The following is a 14,439-nucleotide window of genomic DNA, read 5'->3' as shown; positions in this document are numbered from 1 at the left end:
GTCTCCCGGGCACGAGAACGTGCCGATCGCAGCCGGGCCAGCACCCTCTCGTCGGCGTCGGCGAGCAGTCGCCACGCGGTGGGCGTGGAGGCCACTGGTCCAAACACCTCGCCCTGGTCCCGCAGCACGGCCAAGTCCGTGATGGTCTCGCCGCCGTTGGCGAGCGTCACCGCCAGATCGACGGCGACCCGGCCGGGATCATGGCCGGTCCCACGCGGCCGCAGCGGACCCAGCACGGTGGAGTACGCACTCGTCAACCCGGTTGCATCGGCGAGATCGGCCAGCAGACGTGCTCCGGCATGCCCGACCACCCCCGTTCCGTCAGCGGAGACATGAACCCGGGGACGCGAACCGATAACCTTCACGCAGAAAGTGCCTTCCACTTGGACCGATAGAACCCCTCGACAAGGTTCATCGTCCCAGTTCAGAAGGCACTTTCGCGTTTCCGGCCACCACTTGACTCCGCCCCAACCGAAACGGCGAGGTTAGAGCCGCTGACAGGTCCTCGTTTAGCTCGATGGCCCTGTCGCGCTTTCTCGGACGATCAACTCCGGCTGCAGGAGGATCTGTTCCGGGTCCCGTTGCGGTTCTTCGACGCGGGCCAGCAGGAGTCGCACGCAGGAGTGCCCGACCTCCTGCAACGGCTGGCGGACACTGCTCAGGCCGGGCGAGAGCAACTTGGATGCGGCGGAATCGTCGAAACCGATGACGGCGACATCACGACCAGGCACGAGCCCGAGCAGCCGCAGCGCTTGATAACAGCCCAAGGCCAACGTGTCGCTGGCTGCGACCACCGCGGTGACACCCGTCGAGAAGAGTCCTTCGACCGCTTCCCGTGCGGCATCAGCGTCGTCCAGTGCGCTGACTCGCAAGCCACGTACGGAGAGTCGATGCCGGAGCATCGCCCCTCTCCAACCCTGTTCCCGGTCGTCACCGACGCCCGAGCCCTTGGGCCAGCCGAGGAAAGCTATCTTCCGGTGACCGAGGCCAACCAGATGGTCGACGGCAGCCGCAGTCCCGTGCGCACCGTCCACATCCACCCAGTCCTCCGCGCCTCGGGCCGACCAGCGGCCGAAAGCGACGAAGGGGATGCCGCGCTTGCGGAGTAGGCCTGGGCGACGGTCGCCCCGATGGGTGTTGGTCAGGATGAAGGCGTCGACGGACCGTTCACGCAACAGCTCGGCGTAGCGTTCTGTTCCGTCCCCTCGGTCCGTGGGTGCCCCGAAAAGGAGGATGTCGTACCCAGCTTTGCTGGCAGATTCCGACAATGCGTGGAGAAAGTCCTCCATCGCGGGTCCGGAGAAACCAAAGGCCCCCAGCTGTATTTCGAAGCCGATGAGCCGGCTGGCTCTGGTGCGGAGTGAGCGTGCTGCTCGATGAGGTCGGTAGTCCAGTTTCTCTATGGATTTCCGAACCCGCGCCAATGTCTCCGGCGCAAGGAGATCGGGGGAATTCAGCGCATTGGATACCGTCTGGGGCGAGACTCCTGAATGCTGTGCGACCAATGCAAGAGTTGCCGGCTTGCTGCCGCGCCCGCCCGAGTTGGTTTTGCTTGCCACTGTCCCCCCAACTTATGGCGCTGTACACAAAAACAAGTGGTCTCGGCCGATCAAAGGAAGGTCGAGATCATTTTGAATGATCTCAATGTCTTTGCTCTCCGTCAAGTGACCTGTATGCCCAGGGTAGTTCGAGCAAGCCGCCCATGTGTGATCGACGCCACAGAGCGTGGACCGGCGAGTTCGACCTCTCGATCGCCACTCCTTCGAATCGATGCGCGGCCCTGATTGCGATGAACGTGCACGAGATGAGTCAGGGACGCCGTTGCGGTTTCCGCCTACGGGTGACACCGAGGGCGGAGTGTTCCGGAGGTTGGCCGAGGACGTGGAGCTGTCGCCAGGGTATGCAAGGTCGACCGGTCCGGGTACCTGTCGAACCGCATTTGCGAGGCGGTCCAGATTTCGCACCACGGCACACCCAGGAGCCGCAACGACATTCACCACGTGTCAATTTTTGGCTCTAGTGGACGCGGAAGCGAAATCACCAGCCAACTGGCAATATCGGGCATTTAGTGCGCCGAACGCAAGGGTGGCGAGAGAAGTTCAGGGGGCGGATCGAGTAGCGGAATCCGATAGACTGGCCTCCTGCGTAGGGGTCACACCAGAAAGCGCCTGATGTAGCACGGGAGTCCAAATCAGCCACACTCTTTCACCTCGCCGGAGTGGCTGAGACGTCTGACCTAGTGTTTTCCGTGACGTTGTGCGTTGACATGATCCCGGCGAAGGTTCTAGCCCTTTGAAGTTCTTTCGTTTCTGCCGTGGGCGAATGCTTGTCGATGACCGGCAGCGCCTTCCGTCGAACCCCTACGGATCGGAGGCACAGACAATTCGAACTTGGGTTGCAGCTTCCGGGCGGTAACGAAGGACCTGCGCTCCATGTCGGGATTGGGCACCCAAAGCACCGACTTCGGCGTGATGCTGGCCGCCCCGACGGGAGAGCCAGTCGAGGAAGGCGTGGGTGCCGCCGGCGGAGTCCGTGCGGATCAGTGTCTGCCGGCCCCGCCGCAGGTGTTTGGGGAGTTGGGCCAGGGCGAGCCCAGTGGTGGTGATGTGATCGCTCGCGGTGTTGGAGCCTGCGTTGCCGGGCCGCAGCAGGGCTGCCACCGGCTCTCCGGAACCGGCCTGGCCGTGGTCGACGAACGCGACGAGCGGATGATGGCCAAAGGTCTTCTTCCAGGTCGCGGTGGCGTCCTGCTTCTCGGAGTGTGCAAGGACGAGCACGCCGTCGATGTCCACGATCATCGAGCCGTCGGCGGCGGGGCTGTTCGCCCCGGCCAGTTCCCAGACCCGCGAGCGTACTTCGGCCCGCGCCGACCGGATCGCGGTGAGCGATTTCGGTCCGGCTGCGGCGAGGGCGTCGATGAGCCGTGAGACCGTGGGGTCGGACGCCATCGGGCCGAACACGTCGGGCTCGGCCCGCAGCATGGCGACATCGGCGAGGCAGTCCCCGCCCAGAGCAACTCCGAGTGCGACATCCAGCAGAACCTTGCCTGGGTCGTGTACTGCCCGCGGCTTGCGCCACGGTGCCAATGCCACCGATATCGCGGTGTCCAGACCGGACTTGCGGACCGTCTCGACCAGCAGCACCGCCCCGGCCTGCGAGACCGCCCCGCTGCCACCGCCCTCGACGCGGACACGCGGGTACAACCCGATACGCTTGCTCGCCTGGAGAGTGCTTCTTTCCGTGCAGCCAACAGGACCCTAGACAAGTCCCATCGTTGCAGGTCAGGAGCACTCTCCGCTTATTTGATCAAGGCATGGACGAGCACGCTCATGAAAGCGCGAGGCTAACCCGCCGGACCGCCGGCCTCCACCGCCGGGATCGAGCCACGGAACGCGGCCAGGATCTGCTCGGCCGCCAGCGTGGCGGTCAACTCGCCTTCCCGTACCCGCTGTTCCAGATCCGGAGCGAGGGAACGCACCCCCGGGTGGCCGCGCAGACTCTCCAGCAGCTCGTCCCGGACCATCGTCCAGGTCCAGTCGACCTGCTGGTCGCGCCGTTTGACGGCGAGCCGGCCGGTCGATTCGAGCAGCCCGCGATGCTGCTCCAGCCGCTCCCACAGCGTGTCGAGACCGGTCGACTCGCGGGCGCTGCAGGTGAGCACCGGGGGCGTCCAGGCCGCGTCCGCCGGGTGCATCAGCCGCAGCGCGCCCGCCAGTTCACGCGCGGCCGCGCGCGCGTCGCGCTCGTGCGGGCCGTCCGCCTTGTTGACCGCGATGGCGTCCGCCAGCTCCAGGACCCCCTTCTTGATGCCCTGGAGCTGATCGCCGGTACGGGCCAGCGTCAGCAGGAGGAACGAGTCGACCATATTGGCCACCGCCGTCTCCGACTGGCCGACGCCGACGGTCTCGACCAGCACCACGTCGTATCCAGCCGCCTCCATCACCACGATGGACTCCCGGGTCGCCTTGGCCACCCCGCCGAGCGTTCCGGCGGTGGGGGAGGGGCGGACGAACGCGGCGGGATCCACCGCGAGGCGCTCCATCCTGGTCTTGTCGCCCAGGATGGAGCCGCCGGTACGGCTGGAGGAGGGATCGACGGCCAGCACCGCGACGCGATGCCCGAGCCCGGTGAGCATCGTGCCGAGGGTGTCGATGAACGTGGACTTACCGACTCCCGGCACGCCACTGATGCCGATGCGCCGGGCGTTGCCGGAGTGCGGGAGCAATTCACGTAGCAACCGCTGGGCCAGCGCCCGGTGATCGGGGCGGGTGGACTCGACGAGCGTGATGGCGCGGGCGATGTACGCCCGCTTCCCGTCGAGGACCCCCTTCGCATAGCTGTCGATGTCGATCTTCACTGGCATCGGATCAGCCGCTCACAACTCATGGCCGAGCGCGGCACCGAGCCGCGTCACCAGGTCGTGCGCGGCATCCGGAATCACCGTGCCGGGCGGGAACACGGCCGTCGCGCCGGCCTCGTGCAGCGCCTCGACGTCCTGCGGCGGAATCACCCCGCCCACCACGATCATGATGTCGTCGCGGCCCTCGGCGGCCAGTCCCTCGCGGAGCGCCGGTACGAGGGTGAGGTGTCCGGCGGCCAGTGAGGAGACGCCCACGATGTGCACGTCCGCCTCCACCGCCTGCCGTGCCACCTCGGCCGGCGTCTGGAACAGCGGGCCGACGTCGACGTCGAAGCCCAGGTCGGCGAAGGCCGTCGAGATGACCTTCTGGCCGCGGTCGTGGCCGTCCTGCCCCATCTTGGCGACGAGAATGCGCGGACGGCGCCCCTCGGCCTCCTCGAACCGGTTCACCAGCGTCCGGGTGCGGTCCACGGAAGGAGACTCACCTGCCTCGTTGCGATACACACCGGAGATCGTACGGATCTGGCCCGCATGCCTCCCGTACACCTTCTCCAGGGCGTCCGAGATCTCGCCCACGGTCGCCATCGCACGTGCCGCGTCGACGGCGAGTGCCAGCAGATTGCCTTCGAGGCCGGGGCCGGGGGCCCGCTCGGCAGCGGCCGTCAGCGCCCGCAGGGCCGCCCGGCAGGCCTGCTCGTCGCGCTCCTCGCGCAGCCGGCGCAGTTTCTCGATCTGCTGGGTGCGCACCGAGGAGTTGTCGACCTTGAGCACATCGATCTGCTCGTCGGTCTCCACCCGGTACTTGTTGACCCCGATCACCGGCTGGCGGCCGGAGTCGATCCGCGCCTGGGTACGGGCCGCGGCCTCCTCGACCCGGAGCTTCGGGATGCCCGCGTCGATGGCCTGAGCCATGCCGCCCGCCGCCTCGACCTCCTGGATGTGCTGCCAGGCCCGGCGTGCCAGGTCGTACGTCAGCCGCTCCACGTAGGCGCTGCCGCCCCACGGGTCGATCACCCGGCCGGTCCCCGATTCCTGCTGGATCAGCAGCTGGGTGTTCCGGGCGATCCGGGCCGAGAAGTCCGTCGGCAGGGCGAGTGCCTCGTCGAGCGCGTTGGTGTGCAGCGACTGGGTGTGCCCCTGGGTGGCGGCCATCGCCTCCACACAGGTCCGGGTGACGTTGTTGAACACGTCCTGCGCGGTCAGCGACCATCCCGACGTCTGCGAATGCGTGCGCAGGGAGAGTGACTTGGCGTTCTTCGGCTCGAACTCCCTGACCAGCTTGGCCCACAGCAGCCGGGCCGCCCGCAACTTCGCGATCTCCATGAAGAAGTTCATGCCGATCGCCCAGAAGAACGACAGACGCGGCGCGAAGGCGTCCACGTCCAGCCCGGCGTCCCGCCCGGCCCGCAGATACTCCACCCCGTCCGCGAGGGTGTACGCCAGCTCCAGGTCGGCGGTCGCACCCGCCTCCTGGATGTGATAGCCGGAGATGGAGATCGAGTTGTAGCGCGGCATCTTCTGCGAGGTGTAGGCGAAGATGTCGGAGATGATCCGCATCGAGGGCTTCGGCGGATAGATGTACGTGTTACGGACCATGAACTCCTTCAGAATGTCGTTCTGAATGGTCCCGGCCAGCTTCTCGGGCCCGACGCCCTGCTCCTCGGCGGCCACGATGTACAGCGCGAGGACGGGGAGCACCGCGCCGTTCATCGTCATCGACACCGACATCCGGTCCAGCGGGATGCCGTCGAAGAGCTGGCGCATGTCGTAGATCGAGTCGATGGCCACCCCCGCCATGCCGACGTCGCCGGTCACCCGCGGGTGGTCGCTGTCGTAGCCGCGGTGCGTCGGCAGGTCGAAGGCGACCGAGAGGCCCTTCTGCCCGGCGGCGAGATTGCGGCGGTAGAAGGCGTTGGACTCCTCGGCCGTGGAGAACCCGGCGTACTGCCGGATCGTCCAGGGCTGGTTGACGTACATCGTCGGATACGGGCCCCGTAGATACGGGGCGATACCCGGATACGTGCCGAGGAAGTCGAGCCCCTCCAGGTCGCGCCCGGTGTACAGCGGCTTGACCGTGATGCCCTCCGGGGTCTCCCACAGCAGATCGTCGTCGGAGCGGCCGGAGGACTCCTTCACGGCGGTGCGCCACTGGTCCTCGGACACTTCGGCGGCGTCGCCCGGTCCGAGTTCGATGTCGGAGAAGTCAGGGATACGCATTACGCCACACCCATACGGTCGAGGACGGAAGAGAGCACGGCCACCACGTCGGAGCCCGCGAAGACGTACTCGTCGACACCGGTGTACTCCCCGGGCCGGCCGGCGAGGAACACCCGCTGGGCACCGCCTGAGCGCAGTGCCTCGGCGACCGCCCCGGCCTGCTCGGCGTAGAGCGCGTCGCTGGAGCACAGGCACGCCACGGCGGCCCCGCTCGCCCGGAACGCGTCGGCCGCCGTGGTCGCGTCGACGGATACCGGGTCGTGGACCGGTTCGATCCCGCCCGCCTGGAACAGGTTCGAGGCGAACGACGCCCGCGCGGTGTGGGCCGCGGCCGGGCCGAGCGCGGCCAGGAACACCCTGGGTCGCTGCCCGGTTGCCGCGAGATGTGCGTCCGACCGGGCACGCAGCGCCTCGAACGCCTCGTCACGACGGACCCTGGGCAGACCGCCCGATGCCGCGGCGGACATCTCGACGGGGGCCGCCTCGCGCTCCACCGGGCGCTCCGCCAGCTGCGGGAACTCACTGACCCCGGTGACCGGCTCCTTGCGCCGCGCCAGATCCTTGGCCCGCGCCGCCCAGGTCGCCGCGAGACGCTCGCCGATCATCCCCGAACCCAGGGCGGCCGCCTGGCCGCCCGACCGCTCGATCTCCTGGAAGAACGCCCAGGCGGCGTCGGCGAGTTCGGCCGTGAGTCGTTCCACGTACCAGGAACCGCCCGCCGGGTCGATCACCCGGGCCAGATGCGACTCCTCCAGCAGGATGGCCGATGTGTTACGGGCGATGCGCCGGGCGAACGCGTCCGGCAGACCCAGAGCGTGATCGAAGGGCAGCACCGTGACGGAGTCGGCCCCGCCGACACCCGCTCCCAGACATGCCAGCGTCGTCCGCAGCATGTTCACCCAGGGGTCGCGCCGCGTCATCATCACCGAGGACGTCACCGCGTGCTGGAGCTGCGCCCCCGCAGCGGCGGCACCGCACACCTCGGCCACCCGCGCCCACAACCGTCGCGCGGCCCGCAGCTTGGCGACGGTCAGGAACTGATCGGCCGTCGCCGCGTACCTGAACTCCAGCTGCGCACAGGCCTCTTCGACCGTGAGGCCGGCCTCCGTGAGTGCCCGCAGATAGGCGACACCGGTGGCCAGCGAAGCGCCCAGCTCCTCGGCGGCCGAACCGCCGGCCTCGTGGTATGGCAGCGCGTCGACGGTCAGGGCCCGCATTCCGGGACACTCCCGCGCGCACCGCCGCGCCCAGTGGACGGCGGCCGTCAGATCGGCTTCGGCACCGCTGCGGGCGGCCAGCCCGAGCGGGTCGGCGCCGAGGTTGCCGCGGGCGTCCCGCGCATCGACGCCGCGCTCGGCGTGGAGCCGCAGCAACTCCGTCGCCGCCGCGTCGAAGTGACCGCCGGCGTCGAGCACCACGGGAGCCAGATCGAGGTGGACGCCGTCCAGCGCCCTCGCCAGAGCGGACACCGGCACGCCCCCGGTACCGCCCACGGTCAGCCACAGCGAGGTGACACCGTTCTCCAGATCTGCGAGTACCGCCTCATTGAGACGCGCGGGATCCGGCAGGGCGTGTCGCTGTCGTACGTCCCAGCCGCCCGCCGCGTTGCCCTCGGCCGTGCCGCCGCGGGTGAAGGGGGCGAAGCCCGGATGTCCGGCATCGGGAGCGCTGTCGCGCGAGGTGTACAGAGGACGGGTGATGAGCCCGTCCTCCACTGTGGTGGACAGCGCTTCCTCGGCGGCCGAACCCGCAACATCCTTGCCCGACTTGCGCAGCACGCCTTCGACGAGGCTCTGCCACTGCTCATGGGCGGGTTGAGGGAAATCGGCGGCCAACGAAAGCCCGTCGGCAGGCTGGACCGTCATGCCCAGATGCTAGGTCAGGTCTCAGGCGAGCAGCAGGGGCTCCGTCTGTGACCTTGCCCTCTCCGAGAGCACCCGCCCCTTCACACACGGTCGCGCAGCCGACGTCGATCCGAGGCTTGGCGCTTCCTCCAAGCAGACTGGCATTTGCTCCACATATCAGCAGAATGGATTGCAGCTGCGAGACCAATCCGAATATCTTGTCGCACATGCAGTCCTACACAATCGGGCAGGCGGCGCGTCTCCTGGGGGTCAGCCCCGACACGGCCCGCCGCTGGGCGGACGCCGGAAGGGTCGCGACCCATCGCGACGAAGGCGGCCGCAGGCTCATCGACGGCCGCGATCTGGCCGCGTTCTCCATCGAGATCGGCCAAGGCGGCGGAGGCGAGGAGGAAGCCTCGTACACCTCGGCCCGCAACGCCTTCCCGGGCATCGTCACCGGACTGAAGCTCGGCGATATCGCGGCCCAGGTCGAGATCCAGGCAGGCCCGCACCGGCTGGTGTCGCTGCTCACCCGGGAGGCCGTCGAGGAGCTCGGACTGGAGGTCGGCATGCGGGCCACCGCTCGTGTGAAGTCCACCAGCGTGTACATCGACCGCACCTGATCGCGCATCACCTACGACGTGCATCACCCTCAAGGAGCCTTCGGCAACATGACGACCACCTTCACCAGACGCCGCGCCGCCGCCGCGATCGTGACCGCAGCGCTGCTCGTCCCGCTCGCCGCCTGCAGCAGCGGTGACGACAACAAGAAGGACTCCGGCGGCAAGTCCGCTTCGTCCTCCGGTGCCCCCGAGGCCCGGCTCACGGTGCTGGCCGCGGCCTCGCTCACCGATGTGTTCAAGACCGCGGGCGCCGCGTACGAGAAGGAGCACCCGGGTGCGAAGGTGACGTTCTCCTTCGCCGGGTCCCAGGAGCTCGCCGCGCAGGTGAAGCAGGGCGCCCCCGCCGATGCCCTCGTCACCGCCGACACCAAGACGATGGACGGGCTGAAGTCCGACACCGGCACCCCCACCGTCATCGCCAAGAACCGTCTCGTCATCGCCACCGGGGAGGGCAACCCGGAGAAGATCGCGAACCTGAAGGACCTGACCAACCCCAAGCTGAAGGTCGTCCTGGCCGCCCCCGAGGTGCCGGTCGGCCGCTACAGTCAGCAGGTCCTCGACGCCCAGAAGCTCACCGTCAAGCCGGTCTCCCAGGAACCCAACGTCCGCGCCGTCCTCAGCAAGGTCGAGCTGGGCGAGGCCGATGCGGGCATCGTCTACAAGACGGACGCGGCCACGGCCACCGACAAGGTCGACGCCGTCGACATCCCCGACGCGCAGAACGCGGTGGCCTCCTACCCGGCGGCCACGCTGCGGCAGTCCAAGAACTCCGAGGCCGCCACGGCGTTCGTGAAGTGGCTCAGCTCTCCCGAGGCGCAGAAGATCCTGCAGGCCGCGGGCTTCCAGCAGCCGTAGCCGGCGCACCGTACGCACCGCACGAGGGCTGCCCGGGACGGGGGGACCGGGCAGCCCTCGTGCGGTCGAGCCAGTCCCGCACCCACCGACCGATCCCGGGAACCTCCGATGAGAGCCCTCCGCAGCCGTGTGCCCGGCGCGCGTACCCCTGTCGCCCTGGCGCTCCCCGCGCTGCTCGCCGTCGCGTTCCTGATGATGCCGTTGATAGGCATCCTCGCGCGTACCTCCTGGACGGACCTGGGAACCCATCTCACCAATCCGGGTGTCATACAGGCCCTCAGGCTGTCCCTGCTCGTCTCGTTCTGGGCCCTGGGCCTCTCACTCCTGCTCGGGGTGCCCCTGGCCTGGCTGCTGGCCCGGGTCGACTTCCCCGGCAAGGCGCTCGTGCGCTCGCTGGTCCTCCTGCCGATGGTGCTGCCGCCCACCGTCGGAGGCGTGGCACTCCTCCTCGGCTTCGGTCGCCGGGGCCTGCTAGGCCCCTGGCTGGAGGAGACCTTCGGGATCACGCTGCCGTTCCACACCTCGGGCGCGGTGGTCGCGGCGACTTTCGTCGCGATGCCGTTCCTCGTGATCAGCCTCGAAGGGGCACTGGCCGGGCTGCGTCCCTCGTACGAGGAGACCGCCGCCTCCCTGGGAGCCTCACCGGCCCGGGTGTTCTTCACCGTGACCCTCCCCATGGTCGCCCCCGGCCTCGCCGCCGGGGCCGCACTCACCTGGGCGCGGGCACTCGGCGAGTTCGGCGCGACCATCACCTTCGCGGGCAACCTGCCCGGTACCACCCAGACGCTGCCCCTCCAGGTCTACCTGTTGCTCCAGGACTCCCCGGAGGCCGCCACCTCCGTCTCGCTCCTGCTGCTCGCCATCGCCATGGCCGTACTCGTCGGGCTGCGCGGACGCTGGACCGGGACCCCGCGCGACCGCTCGCGCGACGCCGAACCCGCCCTGGACAGCGCGGACGACACGGACGGAGCACGCACCCCGGCCGCCCCGCCGAACCACATGACGCCGCCGGTCCCGCAGGAACGCCGCTCGCTGCACGCCGAGGTCACCGGCTTCAACCGGCTGACCCTCGACGCGGCACCCGGCACCACGATCGCCGTCGTCGGACCCAACGGTGCGGGCAAGACGACCCTGCTGCGCGCTCTCCTCGGCCTCACCCCGCGCGCCCGGGCCCGGCTGCACCTCGGCGACACCGACGTCACCGCGTTGCCCCCGCACCGTCGTCAGGTCGCCTGGGTGCCGCAGAACGGCGCGCTCTTTCCGCATCTGAGCGCACTGACGAACACGGCGTACGGGCTGCGGGCCCACGGCGTCCCCCGCGCCGAGGCCCGCCGCGAGGCGCGGCAGTGGCTGGACCGGCTGGGCGTCGGTCATCTCGCGCACCGCAGGCCCGCCCAGCTCTCGGGCGGCCAGGCCCAGCGCGTGGCCCTGGCCCGCGCGCTGGCCGCCCGCCCCTGGCTGCTGCTGCTCGACGAGCCGCTCGCCGCCCTCGACCAGACCACCCGGGCCCATGTCCGGCACACCCTGCGCACCCATCTCGCCGGGTTCGGCGGCGTCTGTCTGATCGTCACCCACGACCCCGTCGAAGCGGTGTCCCTGGCCGACCGGGTCCTCGTACTCGACGAAGGCCGCACCCTTCAGGACGCCGCACCGGCCGAGGTGACCCGGCATCCGCGCTCGCCCTGGGTCGCCCGGATGCTCGGCCGCAACGCCTGGCCCGGCACCGCCGCCCCCGACGGCACCCTCGCCCTCGCCGACGGCGGCCGGCTGGTCGTCGCGGACTCTCTCGCCGAAGGGACGGCCGCCCTCGCGATCATCGCGCCGGAAGCGGTCTCCGTGCACCACGACAGGCCCGGCGGAAGCCCCCGCAACGTGTGGCCCGGCACGGTTCGTGAGCTCACCGCCGTGGGCAGCCGCCTCCGGGTCGTGATCGTGTCGGACGAGGTTCCGGACCTGGTCGCCGAGATCACCCCCGAGGCGGCGACCGAGCTGGGACTCCGTGAGGGGACGGTCGTGTGGACCAGCGTCAAGGCGACCGAGGTCACCGTCGTCGCTCTGTGAGTCGATCGGCCGTGCGTCCGCCGGTGTTCAGTACCAGGCGGCGCCGAACGGCCGATGCCATGCCTCTGACAGTCCCTTCGTCAGGTGAGGACGCGCTCGTGCCCAGGGGGCGCGGGGGCACGTCGTCATGGCCCTTCCGGGCAGCCGGTCCACTGGTCCCCTCGCGCGGGCGTACGCCGAAACGCTCGCCTCCAAGGCGGTGCGGATCCGCGCGAAGTTTCCGGCGGACCGGCCCCGATCGGACCGTGGTGAGGATTCGGGCGGCCGAAATTTCAACAGCCGTCGGAGCTGTTGCGCACACACCACCGGTCCTCGTCGAGGGGGATGTCCGGGAACGCGCTCCATCGAATGCGTCGTGTTCCTGACCTGGTGTTCCTGCCCTGGAGCGGAGTGGAGTGGTGGCGATTTCATGTTCTCCCCGTCCGTTGCGCAGTCCCCGATCGGGGCCCGTGCGGCGTTTTACTTTGTCGAATTCCTGGCCGCGTGCGACGTTTGATCGGGTCAGATCGAATCAATTCGCCTTCGTGTCGGGAAAAGGGGAAGTTCATCGTGCAGACCGCCAGGGCAGTCCCGGCATCCACCGTCATCAATCTGCGCGATCTGGGCGGCATCGCCCTGGGAACCGGGCATCGCTTCCGGCCGGGCGTGGTGCTGCGCTCCGGTCAGCTCAGCGGGCTGGACGCAGCGCAGGACAGGGCGGTGGCCGCGCTCGGCATCCGCACCGTCGTCGATCTGCGGACCGCCGACGAGCGTGCGGCGGAACCCGACCGGCTGCCTCCCGGCGCCCGGCTCTTCGTCGCCGATGTGCTCGGGGACAACCCGGGTGTGGCCCCTGCCCGGCTGCGCGCGCTGCTCGCCGACCCGGTGGCGGCGGAGCAGTTGCTGGGGAGCGGGAAGGCGGAGGAGATGTTCGCCGAGACCTACCGGCAGATGGTGCTCTCACCGGGGGCCGCCGCGGCGTACCGGGCCTTCGTCGAGACGGCCGCCGACGACCGCGCCCGCCCGGTGCTCTTCCACTGCACAGCGGGCAAGGACCGTACCGGCTGGGCCACCGCGCTGCTCCTGATGCTGCTCGGAGCGTCGCGGGACGTGGTGCGGTCCGAGTTCCTCGCCGTGAATCCGGTCGTACGAGTCGCCTACGCGCCGTACGTACAGGGCTTTCTCGACGCGGGCGGTGATCCGGAGATCGCGTCCGCGATCACCGAGGTCCGTCCCCGCTATCTCGCCATGGCGCTCGACGCGATGGACGAGAGGTGGGGCGGCCTCGACGGGTATGTGCGTGACGGTCTGAGGATTCCAGAGGCCGCGGTGGAGCGCCTGCGGGGCGGGCTCGTCGTGTCGGCCTGAGCCGAACGCCAGGACTCCGGTCCCTGGCCGATGTCCTCGGCCGGTTCCTCGCGAGAGTGGGGAGCGATGGTGTACTCCCGGGTTGACTTGATACCCCCAGGGGGTATGTTGGGCTTCATCGGGGGCGCTGCCTCCTGATGGACCCGATGGAGGACACCGTCATGAACAACGCACTGAGGATCACCGCCTTCGCCGCCGCGCTCGCCGCGACCTTCGGGACCGCGTACGGCGTGGGCCGGGGCCTCGACCCACTGGTGGCGGCGGAGGACCGCCCCGCGCAGCGGCACGCCGGGCACGGCGAGGGGGTGGAGGGCGGGGAGAGGGGGACCTCGGACCACGCGGCCGGCGGGCTGCAGATCTCCGACGGCGGCTACGCGCTGGCCCTCGAAACGCCCGCGATACGAGCCGGGGCCAGGACCGAGATCCGGTTCGCGGTCAAGGACGACAACGGCCGCAACATCACCGACTACCGGCGCGAGCACGGCAAGGAGCTGCACTTCATTCTTGCTTCGAGCGACCTCACCGAATTCCGGCACCTTCATCCGGTCCGGTCGGCCGACGGAACCTGGGCGACACCGGTCGACCTGCCCAAGGCCGGCGGGTACCGGGCGTTCGCCGACTTCACCCCCGCCGCCGAAGGTGCCGAGAACCTCACGCTCGGCGCGGACTTGGCCGTCTCCGGCACCTACCGCCCCGCCGCGCTGCCGGCCCCGCGCGCCACCGCCGAGGTGGACGGCTACCGCGTCGCACTCGACGGCGAACTCCGCGCAGGCCGGGGTGGTGAACTGAAGCTGACCGTCAGCCGGAACGGCCGGCCCGTCACCGATCTGCAGCCCTATCTAGGGGCGTACGGGCACCTGGTCGCCCTGCGCTCGGGGGACCTGGCCTATCTGCACGTCCACCCGAACGAGGGCGGTCCCGGCCCCGCGGTGTCCTTCGCGGCGACGGCACCCAGCGCGGGTACGTACCGGCTCTTCCTCGACTTCCGGCACGAAGGGAAGGTCCGCACCGCGGCGTTCACCGTGCCGGTGGCGGCACCGGAGAAGGGCGCCGCAGGCCCCCAGGAGAGCGGCGCCGGAAAGTCCGGAGCGCACGCGCACTGAGACGGTGCGGGGGAGCGCCCCGGACCTGA

Annotated in this window: 9 protein-coding genes and 2 pseudogenes; 5 read left to right on the top strand and 6 right to left on the bottom strand. The window is 69.5% G+C overall.

The window, feature by feature from the left end; translation table 11 throughout:
* The 6 genes and pseudogenes from ACZ68L_RS33365 to mutA all read right to left on the bottom strand — a co-directional run.
* Nucleotides 1–383, bottom strand: a pseudogene (locus ACZ68L_RS33365) (IS1380 family transposase); the annotation flags it as partial.
* Between the two features lie 126 nt (nucleotides 384–509).
* The gene (locus ACZ68L_RS33360) at nucleotides 510–1,559 is read right to left on the bottom strand and encodes a LacI family DNA-binding transcriptional regulator (RefSeq protein WP_469584618.1); all 1,050 of its coding nucleotides are present in this window, start codon (nucleotides 1,557–1,559) and stop codon (nucleotides 510–512) included.
* 873 nt (nucleotides 1,560–2,432) lie between these two features.
* Nucleotides 2,433–3,209: pseudogene (locus ACZ68L_RS33355) on the bottom strand (transposase); the annotation flags it as partial.
* A gap of 134 nt (nucleotides 3,210–3,343) precedes the next feature.
* Entirely contained in the window at nucleotides 3,344–4,363 is a 1,020-nt protein-coding gene (gene meaB / locus ACZ68L_RS33350; RefSeq protein ID WP_469584615.1) for a methylmalonyl Co-A mutase-associated GTPase MeaB, read from the bottom strand.
* A gap of 12 nt (nucleotides 4,364–4,375) precedes the next feature.
* Nucleotides 4,376–6,577 (bottom strand): methylmalonyl-CoA mutase, encoded by a 2,202-nt coding sequence (scpA, locus tag ACZ68L_RS33345; RefSeq protein WP_469584612.1) that lies wholly within the window; start codon nucleotides 6,575–6,577, stop codon nucleotides 4,376–4,378.
* Nucleotides 6,577–8,442 (bottom strand): methylmalonyl-CoA mutase small subunit, encoded by a 1,866-nt coding sequence (gene mutA / locus ACZ68L_RS33340; RefSeq protein WP_469584609.1) that lies wholly within the window; start codon nucleotides 8,440–8,442, stop codon nucleotides 6,577–6,579. The genes scpA and mutA overlap by 1 nt, the downstream gene beginning before the upstream one ends.
* 206 nt (nucleotides 8,443–8,648) lie before the next feature.
* Between mutA and ACZ68L_RS33335 the strand changes: the two genes are divergently transcribed.
* From ACZ68L_RS33335 to ACZ68L_RS33315, 5 genes are all read left to right on the top strand, one after another.
* Nucleotides 8,649–9,044, top strand: a complete 396-nt coding sequence (locus tag ACZ68L_RS33335) for a TOBE domain-containing protein (RefSeq protein ID WP_469584606.1) — start codon at nucleotides 8,649–8,651, stop codon at nucleotides 9,042–9,044.
* A gap of 48 nt (nucleotides 9,045–9,092) precedes the next feature.
* Nucleotides 9,093–9,899, top strand: coding sequence for a molybdate ABC transporter substrate-binding protein (gene modA, locus ACZ68L_RS33330; RefSeq protein ID WP_469584603.1), 807 nt, complete (start codon nucleotides 9,093–9,095; stop codon nucleotides 9,897–9,899).
* Nucleotides 9,900–10,007: 108 nt separating this feature from the next.
* Complete coding sequence (locus ACZ68L_RS33325; protein WP_469584600.1) at nucleotides 10,008–11,960, top strand: ABC transporter permease; 1,953 nt, start codon at nucleotides 10,008–10,010, stop codon at nucleotides 11,958–11,960.
* A gap of 549 nt (nucleotides 11,961–12,509) precedes the next feature.
* Nucleotides 12,510–13,307 (top strand): tyrosine-protein phosphatase, encoded by a 798-nt coding sequence (locus tag ACZ68L_RS33320; RefSeq protein WP_469584597.1) that lies wholly within the window; start codon nucleotides 12,510–12,512, stop codon nucleotides 13,305–13,307.
* A gap of 161 nt (nucleotides 13,308–13,468) precedes the next feature.
* Nucleotides 13,469–14,410 carry a hypothetical protein gene (locus tag ACZ68L_RS33315; RefSeq protein WP_469584594.1) on the top strand — a complete coding sequence of 314 codons (942 nt, stop codon included), beginning with the start codon at nucleotides 13,469–13,471 and terminating at the stop codon, nucleotides 14,408–14,410.
* Nucleotides 14,411–14,439 lie beyond the last annotated feature (29 nt).

The sequence above is a fragment of the Streptomyces sp. NPDC104309 genome (genome assembly GCF_055584025.1).
This window is presented reverse-complemented; position numbering and strand designations above follow the sequence as displayed.